This is a genomic window from Dyadobacter sp. CECT 9275, assembly GCF_907164905.1.
Lineage (GTDB): Bacteria > Bacteroidota > Bacteroidia > Cytophagales > Spirosomataceae > Dyadobacter > Dyadobacter helix.
On the sequence record NZ_CAJRAF010000001.1, the window covers coordinates 295,498 to 311,177 of the forward strand.

Annotated in this window: 15 protein-coding genes; 10 read left to right on the forward strand and 5 right to left on the reverse strand. The window is 44.5% G+C overall.

Annotated elements, in window-relative coordinates; all coding sequences use genetic code 11:
* Positions 1 to 25: 25 nt before the first annotated feature.
* The 4 genes from KOE27_RS01170 to KOE27_RS01185 all read right to left on the reverse strand — a co-directional run bounded on the left by KOE27_RS01170 (position 26) and on the right by KOE27_RS01185 (position 3,611).
* The gene (locus tag KOE27_RS01170; protein ID WP_215237045.1) at positions 26 to 916 is read right to left on the reverse strand and encodes a polyphosphate kinase 2 family protein; all 891 of its coding nucleotides are present in this window, start codon (positions 914 to 916) and stop codon (positions 26 to 28) included.
* Positions 917 to 960: 44 nt separating this feature from the next.
* Entirely contained in the window at positions 961 to 1,533 is a 573-nt protein-coding gene (rdgB, locus tag KOE27_RS01175) for an RdgB/HAM1 family non-canonical purine NTP pyrophosphatase (RefSeq protein ID WP_215237046.1), read from the reverse strand.
* 96 nt (positions 1,534 to 1,629) lie between these two features.
* Positions 1,630 to 2,526 carry an FKBP-type peptidyl-prolyl cis-trans isomerase gene (locus KOE27_RS01180; RefSeq protein ID WP_215237047.1) on the reverse strand — a complete coding sequence of 299 codons (897 nt, stop codon included), beginning with the start codon at positions 2,524 to 2,526 and terminating at the stop codon, positions 1,630 to 1,632.
* 53 nt (positions 2,527 to 2,579) lie between these two features.
* Positions 2,580 to 3,611, reverse strand: a complete 1,032-nt coding sequence (locus KOE27_RS01185) for a DHH family phosphoesterase (RefSeq protein ID WP_215237048.1) — start codon at positions 3,609 to 3,611, stop codon at positions 2,580 to 2,582.
* Positions 3,612 to 3,816: 205 nt separating this feature from the next.
* On the opposite strand from KOE27_RS01185, the gene KOE27_RS01190 reads away from it, so the two are divergent.
* On the forward strand, positions 3,817 to 4,236 hold the full coding sequence (locus KOE27_RS01190) for a nucleoside-diphosphate kinase (protein WP_215237049.1): 420 nt from the start codon (positions 3,817 to 3,819) through the stop codon (positions 4,234 to 4,236).
* Between the two features lie 72 nt (positions 4,237 to 4,308).
* Here the strand turns inward: KOE27_RS01190 and KOE27_RS01195 are convergent, their stop codons facing one another.
* Positions 4,309 to 4,818, reverse strand: coding sequence for a fasciclin domain-containing protein (locus KOE27_RS01195; RefSeq protein ID WP_215237050.1), 510 nt, complete (start codon positions 4,816 to 4,818; stop codon positions 4,309 to 4,311).
* 94 nt (positions 4,819 to 4,912) lie between these two features.
* Between KOE27_RS01195 and KOE27_RS01200 the strand changes: the two genes are divergently transcribed.
* From KOE27_RS01200 to KOE27_RS01240, 9 genes are all read left to right on the forward strand, one after another.
* Entirely contained in the window at positions 4,913 to 5,545 is a 633-nt protein-coding gene (locus KOE27_RS01200) for a 3-keto-disaccharide hydrolase (protein ID WP_215237051.1), read from the forward strand.
* A gap of 290 nt (positions 5,546 to 5,835) precedes the next feature.
* Entirely contained in the window at positions 5,836 to 6,495 is a 660-nt protein-coding gene (locus KOE27_RS01205; protein WP_215237052.1) for a hypothetical protein, read from the forward strand.
* Complete coding sequence (locus KOE27_RS01210) at positions 6,492 to 7,943, forward strand: histidine kinase (protein WP_229252579.1); 1,452 nt, start codon at positions 6,492 to 6,494, stop codon at positions 7,941 to 7,943. Before KOE27_RS01205 ends, KOE27_RS01210 begins: the two co-directional genes overlap by 4 nt.
* A 1-nt stretch (position 7,944) precedes the next feature.
* On the forward strand, positions 7,945 to 8,727 hold the full coding sequence (locus KOE27_RS01215) for a LytR/AlgR family response regulator transcription factor (RefSeq protein WP_215237053.1): 783 nt from the start codon (positions 7,945 to 7,947) through the stop codon (positions 8,725 to 8,727).
* Between the two features lie 320 nt (positions 8,728 to 9,047).
* Positions 9,048 to 9,800 (forward strand): isoprenyl transferase, encoded by a 753-nt coding sequence (locus KOE27_RS01220; protein WP_215237054.1) that lies wholly within the window; start codon positions 9,048 to 9,050, stop codon positions 9,798 to 9,800.
* Between the two features lie 6 nt (positions 9,801 to 9,806).
* Positions 9,807 to 12,398 carry an outer membrane protein assembly factor BamA gene (gene bamA / locus KOE27_RS01225; protein ID WP_215237055.1) on the forward strand — a complete coding sequence of 864 codons (2,592 nt, stop codon included), beginning with the start codon at positions 9,807 to 9,809 and terminating at the stop codon, positions 12,396 to 12,398.
* Between the two features lie 50 nt (positions 12,399 to 12,448).
* Entirely contained in the window at positions 12,449 to 13,072 is a 624-nt protein-coding gene (locus KOE27_RS01230; protein ID WP_215237056.1) for an OmpH family outer membrane protein, read from the forward strand.
* 11 nt (positions 13,073 to 13,083) lie between these two features.
* Entirely contained in the window at positions 13,084 to 13,710 is a 627-nt protein-coding gene (locus tag KOE27_RS01235) for an OmpH family outer membrane protein (RefSeq protein ID WP_215237057.1), read from the forward strand.
* A 276-nt stretch (positions 13,711 to 13,986) separates the two neighbouring features.
* A complete protein-coding gene (locus KOE27_RS01240) occupies positions 13,987 to 15,573 on the forward strand; it encodes a hypothetical protein (RefSeq protein WP_215237058.1) in 1,587 nt (528 codons plus the stop codon).
* The last annotated feature ends 107 nt before the right edge of the window (positions 15,574 to 15,680 follow it).

A 15,680-nucleotide genomic window follows, 5' to 3' on the forward strand; every position in this document is an offset into this window, starting at 1 on the left:
ATCCAGGTCTGCCGCCTCTCGTTTGTTATTCCTCATTCTGCTGCCTGATCACTTCAATAAAGTGTTTTAGTTCTTCGGTACGTTCAGGGCTGGTTTCTGGATAATCCATTTTCATTTTTTTCAATTCCTCTTCAATGATTTTGGCTATTGTAAGCCTCATGTTTTTCTTGTCGTCTGCCGGAATTACATACCAGGGAGCTTTTTCAGATGCCGTGGCATTGATACAATCCTCGTACGCCTGCATATATTCTCCCCACTTGGCACGTACGGCAATGTCCTGCTCTTCAAATTTCCAGTTCTTGGAAGGATCTTCAATTCGTTCAATGAGTCGGTCGGCCTGTTCCTTCTTGGATACGTTCAGAAAAAACTTGATTACCCGGATGCCGTTCCTGTATAGATATTTTTCCAGGTTTTTAATATCCTTATAACGATGTTCCCATACTTTAGGGAGGTTCTCTGTCAGTTCAGCAGGAATTCTCTGGGAAGAGGTCAGGATACCGGGTTCCACTTTTACCACCAGTACTTCCTCATAATAACTCCTGTTGAAAATGGTGATTGTTCCGCGCTGGGGAAGTACCTGGCTGGTACGCCACAAAAAATCATGGCTGAGTTCGGTTTCTGACGGTCTTTTGAAGGAATGTATTTTAACACCTACCGGATTCACACCTGCAAGTACATGCTTGATGGTCCCGTCCTTGCCCGCAGCATCCATGGCTTGGAAAATGACAAGCAGGCCATATCTGTTATGTGCATACATTCTGCTCTGAAGCTCGTCCAGAGCAGCAGCGGATGCCGCCTGCATCAGTTCGTATTCTTCCTTACTATCGTAGATATCTTTAAAGCGGGTTTTTGCTTTTTTGATATCAAATTTTTTGGCGCCATCTACACGAAAATCTTCGGAATTGAATGTTGACATAGTGAAGCAGATTTAGATGATACAAGACGATGAAGGTACTTCCTCTAAGAATTAAGAAAACTGACAAGTTTTGAAAAGGCCCTGGCCCGGTGGCTCAGGTTGTTTTTTTCGGCGAGGCTCATTTCTCCAAAAGTACGGTCATGCCCTTCCGGCAAAAAAATGGGGTCATATCCAAATCCTTCCAACCCTCTTCTTTCCGCTATAATGGTTCCCTCGACCGTTCCTTCAAACTGATTATATATACCGTCCAAAACAAGCGTGATGACAGTAATAAACCGGGCTTTCCTGTTGACCTCGGATCCTAGCTTTGTCAGCAGCAGCGCAATGTTATCATCTGAATTCCGCTGAGGACCGGCATATCTCGCGGAGATCACCCCCGGCGCACCACCCAGGGCATCAACCTCGAGACCCGAATCATCTGCAAAACAGCTGATGCCAAATTCCTGCCACACATACTCCGCTTTTCCGTGAGAGTTTTCCGCTATGGTGAGATAAGGTTCAGGAATATCAACATCACAACCGATATCCTTTAGGGTTATAAGGTTAAAATTATTTCCGAGCAGGGACTGGATTTCCCGCAGCTTGTTTTCATTGTTGGTGGCAAAACAGAGTTTCATGAAAAGAATTGTAAGTAATATTTAGAAACGCATGATAACAAAAAACGGCCACTTCCTGAGAAGCAGCCGTCAATATTTTCAACTTTCAGCAATGAATTATTTTGCAGGAGGAATCTGAGGACCAGCAGGTTGTTTAGGCCCTTTAGAGAAATCAACCAGCTCAAGTTTAAACTGCAGTACCGAATTTCCCGGAATGGGTCCGTAAGTTTCGGGACCGTACGCCAGGCTGGAAGGAATGATCAGTAAACCTTTTTCGCCTTTTTTCATCAGCATAATACCCTCTTCCCATCCTGGAATAACCATAGCAGCACCTACCTGCAGTTCAAGTGGTTTGCCTTTGGAGCTGTCAAATTCTTTGCCATCCAGGAACATCCCTGTATAATTAACCTGAACTTTGTCTCCGGCAACAGGGCTTGCGCCTGCTCCTTCAGACTCAGGAACATAAACCAACCCCGAGGCAGTTTTGCGCGCTTTTGCCGTCAGATTATTTTTTGCAAGGAAAGCGTCAATGATTTTAGCATCGGTAGCTTTTTGTTTGGTAGCTGCCTCGGTTTGCTGTTTCTGGAATTCTTCAGAAGTCAGCACGCTTAATACTTTAACCGTGAAACTAATCTCGGATCCTTTTTTGATCATTGGAGGTAACGGCTGGCCCACTTTTGCAAAAAGGGTATCGGCATTGACCAAAAATTTAGCGCTGTCACCAGCTGCCAGCAAAGTAAGGCCGTCGTCAAAACCACCTTTGTACTGTGGTGCCTGCAGGACCATTTTCATGGGATTACCTTCTTTATAGGTATCCCTCAGGGTCGAGTCAGTGCTGTTTTTAATTACCAGGTGAAAAGACATAATGTCGCCAAGTTTTGCTTTCCGGGCGTCATCTTTGTGTTCAAAGATCTGGTATTTCAGACCATGTTCGGTTACTTGCGTTTTGTACTGATTGCAAGCGGCTGCGAGGATAGTTATGCCCACCGCATAACCGACTGTTTTAAGATTCATTTGACTTCGTTTAAAAGAATATTGATTGTAATGATAAATAAGCTGATAATTTATTATTCTACCTTAAGAAGCTCTTCTTTATAACTGGGAAGGATTTCCAGGAATTTTTTAATGGTGTTGGTAACCGGGATGTCAGACCGCCCCCCCGAAGCATTTTTATGGCCGCCACCGCTGAAATGAGCACTCGCCAAATCCCGCACAGAGAACGTGCCAACGGAACGGAAAGATATTTTTACCTCCCCTTTTCGTTCGATAAACAATGCAGACATGACCACATTTTCAACCTGCAGGCCGTAATTCACAATGCCTTCGGTTTCACCGGTGCTGGAATTAAACCGTATCAGTTCTTCTTCCGTCAGTACCATATAAGCGGTACGGAATTCGGGTAATACCACCAGCTTTTGAGATAAGACATACCCCAGGAACTGAAGTCTCGACAAGGGCGCATTATCATAGATCATCCGGTGTACCCTGCTGGTATCCATGCCTGTCCGCATGAGGTCAGCCACTGCCAGATGTACCTCAGGGGTAACATTAGGATGTCTGAATGACCCTGTGTCCGTCATGATCCCCGCATAGAGACATTCGGCCAGGGGAATATCAATGATATCGGTGATATCTCCCTGCTCAATAATTTTGATGGTGGAGTAAATAAGCTGTGCAGTTGCTGCGGCATGGGTATCCCAGATCATCCAGCGGGCAAAATTTTCGGGTTCCAGGTGATGATCAATCATCATTTTGACAGCCTTTGCCTCCTGCACCACCTTTCCCAAATCCTTTAGCCTTGAAAGTGCCGAAAAATCCAGGCAGCAAATCAGGGTTGCTTCATCAATCTTTTTTTTGCAAACGGCCTGTTCACCTGCCTTTTCATAAACGAGAACCTCCTGTACACCCGGTAACCAGCGAAGATTGGCTGCATAATCCGTAGGGCTGATGATCGTTACCGAGTGGCCCTTACCCGATAAATACCGAGCCCATCCCAGCGATGAACCCAAAGCGTCGGCATCAGGATCCCGGTGCATCGTCACGATGATCTTTTGGGGAGTGGAAAGAAAAGCCAAAAGCTCTTCAATGATTTGATTCACAGTTATTTATTACAGGTAAATGAGGCAGCAAGACATATTTTAGCCCACAAAATTAAGAAAAGTGTTGAGATTTGTTCAAAAATGATAAATAAACCCTGGAAATCAGTTCAATGTTTGGGTATGGGAAACCTTGCCTACAATAAGTAATTCTTCCATATCTATTGAAAAATAGTACTTTTGCACGAAATTAATTTTTAGTCAGTTTATGCCAGCAAATAAAACTTTCACAATGATAAAACCGGATGCCGTGCAGGATGGTAATTCGGGGGCAATCATTCAAATGATTGAGGCAGCAGGATTTCGTATTGTTGCGATGAAGAAAACACAGCTGACAGCCGAGAGAGCGGGTCAGTTTTATGCCGTTCACCAGGAGCGTCCGTTCTACAACGACCTTTGCCAGTACATGTCATCAGGTGCTATCGTGCCGATGATATTGGAAAAAGAAAATGCAGTTGCTGATTTCCGCACACTGATTGGTGCTACCAACCCCGCCAATGCAGCGGATGGAACGATCCGCAAATTGTTTGCGAAATCAATAGAAGCCAATGCCATCCACGGGTCTGATTCGGACGAGAATGCGCTGATAGAAGGCAGTTTCTTCTTCTCGCATACCGAACAGTTTTAAAAGAAACATTCGAAAACAAAACAGGCCTGGCGACTCTTTTTCGCCAGGCCTGTTTTGCTGAAGGAGGTATACCTATTTAGCGGTGAGCACTCTGTCGATTACGTGGATAATCCCATTATCCGCATTCACATCTTTGAGAATGATATCAGCTTTATTGACAACAATAGTACTGTCGCGTTTTGAAAGAACCAGATTTTGTCCGTTTAAGGCTTCGAGATTTCCCGCTTTAAGCGCCGAATACTCAACCCTTCCCTTGTGTAAGTGATACAGAATAAAGGATTGAGCAGAATCACCGGGTAAAGAAGTAATCACACTTGCACTGGTAATGCCGGATCTTCTGAAGGCGGCGTCATTGGGTGCAAAAAGGGTAAGATTTTCGGTTCGCAGCGCATCACTCATTTTACTGCTGGCCACAATTTCCCTGAAAATGGTAAAATCATTGTTCTGTAGAATGACATCAGTGATTGTCTTAGGCTTTACAAGATCCGCATCTTTATCCGAGCAGGATGAGAATAAGGATAACGCTATGAGCGTGCTCAAAAAAAATGCCCCGTAACGCCACACAAAACTGTTTTTTTTCATAGCTTTCGAAATGGTTATTTTTTGTAAAACTAACGGAAAAAGTGTTTCCTGCATTTTACATCATATTTTTTTTAATCCAAATCATAAAAAATCAATGTTAAAACTTCGGTATTTACTGACGCTCTCAGCCGCAGTCCTGCTGTTCAACTCTGCATTTCTGGTACTTAAAACAACCGGGGACGGGAAAAAGAAGCCGGTTAAAATTTTTAATGGGAAAGATCTTTCCGGCTGGAAAATCAACGGTACAGAAAAATGGTACGTTGAAAAAGGAGAGCTGATTTGTGAAAGCGGCCCGGACAAAAAATACGGTTACCTTACTACAGATAAGCTGTACAAGGATTTTGATCTTTCCCTTCAATTTAAGCAGGAAGCCAATGGGAACAGCGGTGTTTTCTTCAGATCAAGCGTAACGGGAACTACCGTGGCTGGCTGGCAGGTGGAAGTTGCTCCGAAAAACCATGATACCGGAGGTGTGTACGAGTCTTATGGACGTGGCTGGCTTCACCAGATCCCCGACGAAAAGGAAGGTTTCCTAAAGGTGGGCGAATGGAATACCTTGAGAATTAAGGTTGTAGGGGATCACGTGCAAACCTGGCTGAACGGGCACGATATGGTGGATTTCAAAGATGAAAAAATAGGTGCTGCCAACGGTTCCATAGCCCTGCAGATTCATGACGGAGGTGGTATTAAAGTGCGCTGGAAAAATATGCTGATCGAAGAGCTATAAGGATGGCCTGACCGGGCGGAATTGATACATCGATATCTGTCGTTCATTCTCCATTCTGATGTAGTTCGTCGGAAATAGCTTAGAATAGAGCTTCATGACTAATAGGTTTGTGTCAGCAAAAACACAATCTGTTGGTCATGAGGCTTTTTTAGTTTTTGTTTAGCCGGTGATCGGATGGGAGAAGAGTCTCCATCAAAAATAACGGCAAAGCTATCCGAGACGGTACCACCTCCGACAGAGCAGATGCGTTTTCGTTACAAACCTATGAAAGGACTAATGAACTCTAAATCATGAAAAAACAGATTATTACGCTCATTTTGATTATATTTTGCTTGAACGGGCTTTTTGCCCGGGATGAGAAATATATTCAGGCCATGTCGGCCTCCATTTCTGCGCTCAATGGTCTGGATAAGGGGCAGCCCGCTCCCAAGGCTTTGCAGGAAATAGCCAATCGGTTTGAACGTATCGGGGCGGAACAAGCAAGGGAATGGCTTCCGTGTTATTATGCCGCTTTGTGTTACATTAAACTGGGTTTTGTAAGTGAGAATCTTGCAGAAAAGGATAGGTTTCTGGATCTGGCCGATGCCATGCTGAAACAGGCTGAAACGCTGGCAGGCAAACCCAATGACGAACTGCTGATACTTCTGGCCTACGCAGCGCAAAGCAGGCTGGCGGCCGATGCCATGAACCGCTGGGAGGAATATGGAGAGAAATTTGCCAACCATATTCAGGCGGCTCAAAAATTGAACCCAGGTAATCCCCGATCCTATTATCTGGAAGGAGCGGGCCTGTTTTATACCCCTGAACAGTACGGAGGAGGTAAGGAGGCGGCCAAACCCACATTGTCCAGGGCGGTGGCAAATTATGCCAGCTTTAAACCCGAAACGACGATACATCCTGACTGGGGGAAAGAGGAAGCGGCCTGGTTGCTGGGCGAATGTAACAAATGATGATGCAAAGCAAATACAATACTGAGGAGAAAAAAGCGAAGCCGCTACGTATGTCGGCGTCGTCTCTGGACGGCCGGGATTTCAGTAATATGAATCTTGAAAATGCTGATTTCAGCTTTTCCAGTTTGAAAGAAGTGAATTTTGACGGAGCAATCCTGAGGAATGCCAAACTCAGATTTTCGGCTCTGGACCGGACTACCTTCCGTAATGCAGATCTTACCAATGCAGACCTGAGTTTCAGTAGCCTGGTGGATACCGACATGTCCGGAGCAAGGGTGGAAGGAGCGAATTTTAGCTTTACTTCTCAGGAAAAATCTTTCAACTGGCAAGACCTGAAGGTCATCGGGCTGATCCAGGGACAGGGCTGGCTGGGTATCTTGTTGCTTATGATTTTTGGTGCGATTGTGTTATACGGTTTCAATGCGATCGTCTATTTCACTGCAGAAATTGTTTACACCTCCGAGCCCATTCGGGTAGGGTTGTATCGGTTTCTGGTTATATCCAATATTGCGGCAGGCTTGGTCACCGTGTTTCTTACCCACCATCTTGCCTTCTGGCTCGACAGTGTTTTTAAAAGCATCACCATCCGGCATTTGCTGCTTACCATTGTCGTGCTGGTATTAAATAATTTTCTGGGTGTGGCTATTTATCAGTTAATAGGGGTGGAGGTAGTTGAGAAATACCTGAAAATGTATCCCTATGAGGCCGGGCAAAACTTACCGTCTATATGGTATATGACAGCACCAGTGATGGTGGCTAATATTTTTTACTTTTTTATCAGGCAAAGCCGGCAGATATCGCGTAAAATATCGGATCAGGAATATCAGCTTCTGAACCTCGAAAAATTGAAAACCCGGGCCGAACTGGAGGCACTGCAGGCGAGGATCAACCCTCATTTTTTATACAATGCGTTAAACAGTATCGCGAGCCTTGTGCATGAGGATCCTGATAAAGCCGAGGAAATGACTTTATTGCTTTCCAAGTTATTCAGGTATACCACCGGAAGAAAAAATAATGAATATCTGGACACGGTGGAAAATGAGCTTGAAATGGTGCAAACCTACCTGCTGGTGGAGAAAGTGAGGTATGGAGACAGGCTCAACTTTGTGCTTGAAGTCGCACAGCCTGATCTGAAACAGTTACTGATTCCCAAGTTTATCTTACAACCGGTGGTTGAAAATGCCATTAAACATGGCATTGCCAAAGTGGCTGATCAAGGGCAGATACGGATCAGGATCTATGAAGAACAGGACTGGCTGCATTTATGTGTGCACGACAACGGCCCGCTTTTCCCGGAAAACATGGGAGCCGGTTATGGCATCCGGAGTATTCAGGATAAGTTGAAACTACTCTATGGCGACGGTGCCACCGTTGAACTTCACAATGAGCCACATAAGGCTGTGAACCTTTCGATCAAAAAAACGGCGATCATGCAACAAGAACGATGATATGCATTTTCCTTTAAAAACAATACTGATTGACGATGAACCCCTGGCGCTGAGCAGGCTGCGCCGGTTGCTGGAAAAACATACCGATACATTTGAAATTGTAGCGGAAGCGCGTAATGGTGCCGAGGGTCTCGTTGAAATAGACAGGCATAATCCGCGAATCATTTTCCTGGATATAGAGATGCCCCTGTTAAATGGCTTTGAAATGTTGGCAAAACTGACCAAAATGCCATTAGTTGTTTTTTCCACCGCCTACGACCAGTATGCCATCAGGGCCTTTGAAGAAAATTCGGTTGACTATCTTTTAAAACCTGTGGAAAACGACAGGTTATTAAAAACGATCGAAAAGATTCGTAATCTCATTCAGTCGGGACAGCAGAACCATTCGATGCTTAATCCTTATTCCGAGAACCTGTTCAGGCTGCTGGAAGAAATGAAACCCAAAAAGGAAATCTTTTCTCTTTCTGTAAAATCCGGCGACCGCATCCTTCTGATACCCCTTACAGAAATAACCCATTTCGAAGCAGAGGAAAAGTACGTTTTTCTTAATACACTCGATGGACAGAAATACCTTTTGAATTACACGCTCACCGCTCTTGAAGAAAAGCTTCCCAAGCATTACCTGCGTATCAGCAGAGCGGGCATAGTCAATACCCATCATATCAAAGAGATTCAAAAACACTTCAATGGGAAATTTGTTGTGCTGATGCGCGACCGCCGCGCTTCGCAGCTCACAAGCGGAAGTACCTATACCGACGCCATCAGGCATCTTCTTGATAATTAATAGTGTAAGAGAATTAGCCTCATACCACATAATGATTTTGAAGACCCCTTACTTATTCCTAAATTGCGCCCTCGTTGATTTTTTTATACTGATTTAAAGTTCAAAGTCCTGTTAATCAGGATGTTTGGTTGGTTTTGGGTTGAGGTTGCGAATGTAATTTTCTGTTTTTCGTCACAAATGTTAGCCAGGTTGCGTATACATTTTTGAAAAGACAAGGGATTCTTTAACCCATTAACAAACCGACCCGTTTAAATTTTGTCATAGCGGATCAATATGGTTCATTTAGTTTTTGTTAAAAAAGGTTAAAGGGTTCGGGTATAATGAAGGAACTCATAGATTTGAGCAATCTTCCCAAACATATTGCCGTTATCATGGACGGCAATGGGCGATGGGCTCAAAACCAGGGAGCTGCGCGTATTTTCGGGCATAGAAATGCCATAAAAGCGGTAAGAGAGGTAACAGAGGGTTGTGCAGACCTTGGTGTTTCATATCTTACCCTTTATGCTTTTTCAACGGAAAACTGGGCAAGGCCAGAGTATGAAGTAAGGGCTTTGATGGAATTGCTGGTACAATCCATTGCAAACGAGCTTCCCACAATGATGAAAAATCAGGTTAAACTGGATACCATCGGAGATACTGAAAGTTTGCCCAGAAGTTGCCAGAGCCAGCTGAGGGAAGCCATTGAGGCTACACGGGCTAACACAGGCTTAAACCTGATTCTGGCGCTTGGATACAGCGGCAAATGGGATATTGCTCAGGCAACCAGGAAATTGGCCCAAGAAGTGAAAAACGGAACGCTGGACCCTCTTGATATCGATGAAAAACTTATTGCCTCTTATCTGTCTACAAAGGAACGCCCGGAAGTGGATCTTATGCTGAGGACGGGTGGAGACCACAGGATCAGTAATTTTCTGCTTTGGCAGCTGGCATACTCCGAACTTTATTTTTATGAAGATCTTTTCTGGCCAGACTTCCGTAGAGAGCATCTTTATGAAGCTATTCTTTCCTATCAGAACCGGGAAAGAAGATTTGGGAAAACGGGTGAACAGATAAAAGCAAACAGTGCTAAGTAGAATAATATGAACCTTGTGAAAAATTTGATTAAACCATTAGCACAATTTAAAAGCATCCTGGTGGTAGTTCTTCTGAGCAGTTATGCCGCCAATGCACAACGCGTAGGATTGGGGGTAGGTGCCAAACCTGCTGCTCCGGTTGCCAACATGGGTATTGACCCTGCAAATCCCAAAGAATATACCATCGCCGAAGTGACGGTTTCGGGTACCCAGTTTCTGGATCCCAATTCCATGATCTCAATCTCAGGATTAAAACCGGGGGATAAAATCCGTATCCCCGGCCCTGCGGTTACCTCTTCTCTCAAGAAAATGATGGATTTTGGTACTTTGGACGATGTGGAAATCCTGGCCACAAAAGTAGAGGGAGAAAAGGTCTGGCTTAATATCCATATCAAGGAACGTCCAAGGCTCTACAAAGTATCTTTTTCGGGTGTCAGAAAAGGGGAAAGGGAAACACTTAATGATAAGGTGAAGCTGATCAAAGGGCGGGTGATTACTCCTACAGTGATCAAGAATACGCAGCTGGTGATCAAAAAATATTACATGGATAAGGGTTTTTACAACATCAAGGTAAAGGTTGTGCAGATTCCCGATTCTACCAGAGGACAGGCTACTCTGAACTTTGGTATTACCAAAGGCAAAAAGGTTAAAATACAGAAAATCAACATAGAAGGTAACAAGGCCGTAAGCGACCGTACTCTGAAACGTAAAATGAAGGGTACCAAGCAGAAAATGCTGGGCCGCCTTTTCAATCCTTCCAAGTACATACCCAAAAAATATGACGAGGATAAGGAAAAACTGATCGCCTATTATCGTAAAAGCGGTTACCGCGATGCAACCATTGAGTTTGACAGTATCAAAAATAATGGCGAGACCATCAGCATCAATATGAAGATTGATGAAGGGATCAAATACTATTACCGGAATATTTCCTGGAGCGGGAACTACCTGTATACATCCAGATACCTCGGCGACAGGCTCGGCGTAAAAAAGGGTGATGTTTACAATCCGGAAGAACTCGACAAGAAAATTAATGGAATACCAGGGAATGACATCAGCTCCATATACATGGACGACGGGTATCTGTACTTCCGTGCCGTGCCAACAGAAAAAGCGGTTGAAGGAGACTCCATTGATGTAGAAGTAAGAATGTTCGAAGGAAAACAGGCGACTATTAACCGGATTCTTCTTAACGGGAACACCAAAACAAGTGACCGCGTGGTCCTTAGGGAGCTGTTTACGCTACCGGGGCAAAAGTTTAGTAAAACGGAAATTATCAATACCCAGCGTCAATTGTCGCAAATGGGGTACTTTGACCCTGAAAAAATCCAAATCAACCCCATTCCAAACCAAGCGGATGGTACAGTTGATATTGAGTATACGGTTGAAGAAAAACCTTCTGACCAGATCGAACTTTCAGGTGGATGGGGCGGCTACATTGGTTTCGTTGGAACGCTCGGCCTTGTTTTTAACAATTTCTCGCTTAAAAACATACCGAATCGCGAAACCTGGAAACCCCTTCCATCCGGAGACGGACAGAAACTGTCGGTACGTTTCCAGGCAAATGGTAAACAATATCAGACCTACTCGCTCGGTTTCAGTGAGCCCTGGCTGGGAGGTAAAAAGCCGATAAACTTCGGGGTATCGCTGCAAAGAACTGTTTACCGGATGACGGACTATAGCTCATTGTACGGATTTGGTACGGGAGGCTCCTCACGTGCTAATTTTAGAGGAGGTTATTTCAACAACGGTATCACCGTTTCCCTGGGCCGCCGTTTGAAGGAACCTGATCGTAACCTGGTCATGACGCATTCGCTGTCTTATAACAGGTACCGTCTGGACAGTATCAATATCTTCGGGGGATCCTATAATACCGGGGTTTCCAATAACATCGCCTTTAATACCACCATTTCCCGTAACACGCTGAGTGATCTGCAATTCCCGAGAAACGGAAGCAACATATCTTTAAGTGCAACATTCACGCCGCCTTATTCGGCATGGCGTAAGTCGGAATATACCGATGCTTCCGATAAATACCGCTGGGTGGAGTATCACAAATGGATGTTTGATGCAAGTTATTATGCAACCATTACCGGGAAACTGGTACTGGCAGCCAGAACCCACATGGGTTTCCTGGGATCTTATGGAGACAAGGCTGGGTTTAGTCCATTTGGCCGCTTTATAGTGGGGGGGTCTGGTCTTGCGGGCCAGGGAGCTTTCTCACTGGCAGATCAGGACATCATTGGTCTTCGAGGGTATACAGACCAGTCTGTTGGGCCGCAGCTGAACGGCCGGCCTGCTGGCGGTGGTGGCGTAGTGTACAACAAGTATGTGATGGAACTTCGCTATCCGGTATCCCTCAACCCGCAGGCAACAATTTTTATACTTAGCTTTGCGGAGGGCGGAAACAACTGGGGCAGTTACAAAGAATTTAATCCATTTGATCTGAAACGATCCGCCGGGGTTGGTGCACGTATTTTTATGCCTGCATTTGGCTTGCTGGGGATCGACTGGGGGTATGGTTTCGATAAGTTACAGGGACAGACAAAACGTAGTGGTCCTCAGTTCCACTTTACTATCGGTCAGCAGATCAGATAATAATGCAGGATGCTTTTCGTTAGAAGGTAGCATTTTATTATCTCCATGGCATGAAGAAGATTTTTATTTTACTAGTTTTGTCACTCATTTCGATACCAGCTGCCTGGGCTCAGAAGTTCGGTTATACTGACATGGAGTATATAACGGGTAAAATGCCGGAATATCAACAGGCTCAGGCGGAAATGAAGAAGTTCTCGGACCGCTGGGCCAAGGAAATTCAGGATAAGCTTGCCGAGGTCGACAGGATGCAGCGCACCTATATGGCCGAAGAGGTATTGATGACGGAAGATCTCAGGAGGAAGAGGCAAAGTGAAATCAAGGAGAAGGAGATGGAGGCCAGAGAATATAACAGCAAGATATTCGGAATGGAAGGTTTGATGTTCCAGAAGAAAAAGGAACTGATGAAACCGGTACTTGAAAAGGTCCAGAGAGCCGTGAATACCATTTGCCTGCGGCGCCGGATCGATTTTATGTTTGATAAATCAAGTGATATAGGAATGTTATATTCCAATCCGGTATATGATTATTCGGATTTCATCATTGAAGAGCTTGGATTGAATGAAAAACCGGAAGTATCTGCCTCCAAAACAGGTACAGGCAAAACGCCACAGGAGGTGAAATCTCCGGCTGAGAATAACCCCAAACAAAAAAGTACAACCAATAAACTTAAATAAGCAGCAACGCAATGAAACAAAAATTGATGGCTTTTATGGTTCTTATGACCATAATCACTACCCCCCTGTTCGCTCAAACTCCCCTGACAAAAATCGGTTACACCAACGTTGATTTGTTAATCCTCAGGCTGCCTGAAAGTAAAAAAATGCAGAATGAACTCGAGGTAACCAAGGCACAACTTGACAAAGCGCTGGGAGAAACATACAAAGAGGCGCAGGAAAAATATGAAGCATATCAGAAGAACGGTGCTAATATGACAGAGGTGATCCGTGCTGATAAGCAGAAGGAGCTTGAAAACCTGCAGACGCGTATTCAGGAAATGCAGAATAACGCACAACAATCATTGCAGGCGAAACAACAGCAATTGATCGAACCAATCCTGACTAAGGTAAACAACGCCATTCAGGAAGTGGGTAAAGAAAACGGTTTTATGTATATCCTTAACATGGATGCAGGAGCCAACACTACCCCTATTATCCTTTATGCGGGTTCGGAAGAATTGTCGGTGACAAATCTTATTCTTAAAAAACTAGGAATTGATCCTGATAAAGTAGAGACTGCTCCTGCACCAGCCGCCACAACACCTGCGGCAAGTAAGCCAGCAGCTGCACCAGCCGCGACGCCCAAAAAGAAATAACACGAATTTAATTAAATAGAAATACCGGAGAGTAGTCTGTTTAGGACCATTCTCCGGTATTTTTCATTAACCTGGGCATTGACGGAATTAGCAACCTTAATTTTGTGTTTCAGGATTATATGAAAAAAATACAAAATGAAAGCCTCTACAGTACTCCGTTTAATGGAGAATTTAAAAATGGGAACTTTAAATCGTGCGATTAGTACGCTATTACGTAATTTTGCGTTAAGAACAGTAAGTTCTTCAATTCATAGAATAAATCATATTCTCGATATTATGGTTTTAAAAAATGTGTTTAAAATCCTTTTCGTTTTTTCTGTTGTTTCTTATGCAAACCAGGCCTTGGCTCAGGATAGTAATAGCACAAACTTTCAATTGATTTTCCCGAGGGAATCGGAATGGAATGTGATAGAAGAAGGGAAGGAGATCAATTTTCATCTACAAACCAAAGGAGGAAAAAGCGATTCAGTAAGGTACAGTATCTCCAGCGGACAGCGAAAAGATATGAAATTTGACTCTTTGGGCCATTTTGTCTGGACACCAGGGTTTGATGTGGCCGACCGCATTAATACCGTTAAGACGGTTCCCATTATTTTTGAGGGAGTAAATTCTGCAGGTGAATCCGCTACAAAGGAAATTCAGTTTAGAGTACTGCATGTAAACAGGCCTCCGATTGTGGATGAGCTTAGACCTTTTTATGTGCAATATAAAACGCAGAACACTTACCAGATCGATATGAACTCGGTAAGAGACCCGGATGGTGATCCTATCGTATTTGTTCCGATACTAGATGATATGCCTCAGACAATGAAACTTACTGCTGCGGGTGAAATTATCTGGGATCCTTCAGTAAAACAGTTTACCGATTTGAAAAAGGCTCCCCGGTACATGGAATTTTACGTGGAAGACCAGCCGGGAAAGGCCAGAACCAAGGGACGGCTGAAACTTGATGTTACGCAGATGGACCTTGCTCCGGACTTTACCGTGGTGCCGCAGGTATCGGTTATAAGGAGGCCGGAGAACAATCGGATTAACCTTCGCTTTGCGTTATCGGACCCGAATGGGGATGATGACCTGGCGTCGTTTAATTTCATTTCCGAGAATAAACAGGTTCCGGCCTCCGCACTGGTTAAAAATACGCCTACCAGCTATGAGTTTATCTGGGAACCTACCTATGATTTCGTAAAAGATCCTTTTGACACGCTGTCTTTTAACATCACTTTTTATGCGATGGACAAAGCGCAGAACAAAAAGGAAAAGACGATCCGGTTTGTCATTAAAAATACGGTTGACGAAAGTCAGCGGGATGCCTATGTATATGGCCTTTATAAAGGAGCACTTGTGAACGCCTGGGGCCTTCTGGAGCAGATGCAGGAAAAGGAGACTTATCTTAAAAAGTCTTATGCCAAAGCTAAAAAAGGGAAAAGGAGCAGGTCGTTGTTAAACGCCGGGCTTGGAGCTACCACGGGCGTTGCACCTCAATTTACCAAAAGTGACCCGGATCTGAGGGGGTATATCACGACAATCGGCGGAACAACAGTTGCCACCATCGGTACGCTGGAAGCAACGGAGGTGATCGGAAAATCGACAAACGGTCTGCTGGAACGATTCAATTATGTGCTTCAGAAGAAAAACGAATTGCAGAATAAGGGAGATGTTTTTGCACGGGAATATGCACAGAAATCTGCACGGCGGACTCCGGAGTTCATACGGAAACTGGACGAGTTCAAAGCGTTGATGAACCTCAGCGGGCTGGTCGCACTTGAACTGGATGCCAACTGGGAGAATAAAAAGGAGGCTACCGATGCGGCTATTAAACGTGCATTCAAGGATTTTATGCCGTTGGCAAAGGACGAAAGCTAGTATTTACAACGGTCAATCAAAAAGCCTCTCCGGGAAGTTTAGCTTCTGGAGAGGCTTTTTTCTTTGTGAGGAAATTGGCCCGGTCAGCTTCAAAGAATCAGGTCTTC

Coding starts and splice junctions, on each gene's coding strand:
- KOE27_RS01170 (WP_215237045.1), bottom strand. CDS start 916: ATGTCAACATTCAATTCCGAAGATTTTCGTGTAGATGGCGCCAAAAAA.
- rdgB (WP_215237046.1), bottom strand. CDS start 1,533: ATGAAACTCTGTTTTGCCACCAACAATGAAAACAAGCTGCGGGAAATC.
- KOE27_RS01180 (WP_215237047.1), bottom strand. CDS start 2,526: ATGAATCTTAAAACAGTCGGTTATGCGGTGGGCATAACTATCCTCGCA.
- KOE27_RS01190 (WP_215237049.1), top strand. CDS start 3,817: ATGCCAGCAAATAAAACTTTCACAATGATAAAACCGGATGCCGTGCAG.
- KOE27_RS01195 (WP_215237050.1), bottom strand. CDS start 4,818: ATGAAAAAAAACAGTTTTGTGTGGCGTTACGGGGCATTTTTTTTGAGC.
- KOE27_RS01200 (WP_215237051.1), top strand. CDS start 4,913: ATGTTAAAACTTCGGTATTTACTGACGCTCTCAGCCGCAGTCCTGCTG.
- KOE27_RS01205 (WP_215237052.1), top strand. CDS start 5,836: ATGAAAAAACAGATTATTACGCTCATTTTGATTATATTTTGCTTGAAC.
- KOE27_RS01210 (WP_229252579.1), top strand. CDS start 6,492: ATGATGATGCAAAGCAAATACAATACTGAGGAGAAAAAAGCGAAGCCG.
- KOE27_RS01215 (WP_215237053.1), top strand. CDS start 7,945: ATGCATTTTCCTTTAAAAACAATACTGATTGACGATGAACCCCTGGCG.
- KOE27_RS01220 (WP_215237054.1), top strand. CDS start 9,048: ATGAAGGAACTCATAGATTTGAGCAATCTTCCCAAACATATTGCCGTT.
- bamA (WP_215237055.1), top strand. CDS start 9,807: ATGAACCTTGTGAAAAATTTGATTAAACCATTAGCACAATTTAAAAGC.
- KOE27_RS01230 (WP_215237056.1), top strand. CDS start 12,449: ATGAAGAAGATTTTTATTTTACTAGTTTTGTCACTCATTTCGATACCA.
- KOE27_RS01235 (WP_215237057.1), top strand. CDS start 13,084: ATGAAACAAAAATTGATGGCTTTTATGGTTCTTATGACCATAATCACT.
- KOE27_RS01240 (WP_215237058.1), top strand. CDS start 13,987: ATGGTTTTAAAAAATGTGTTTAAAATCCTTTTCGTTTTTTCTGTTGTT.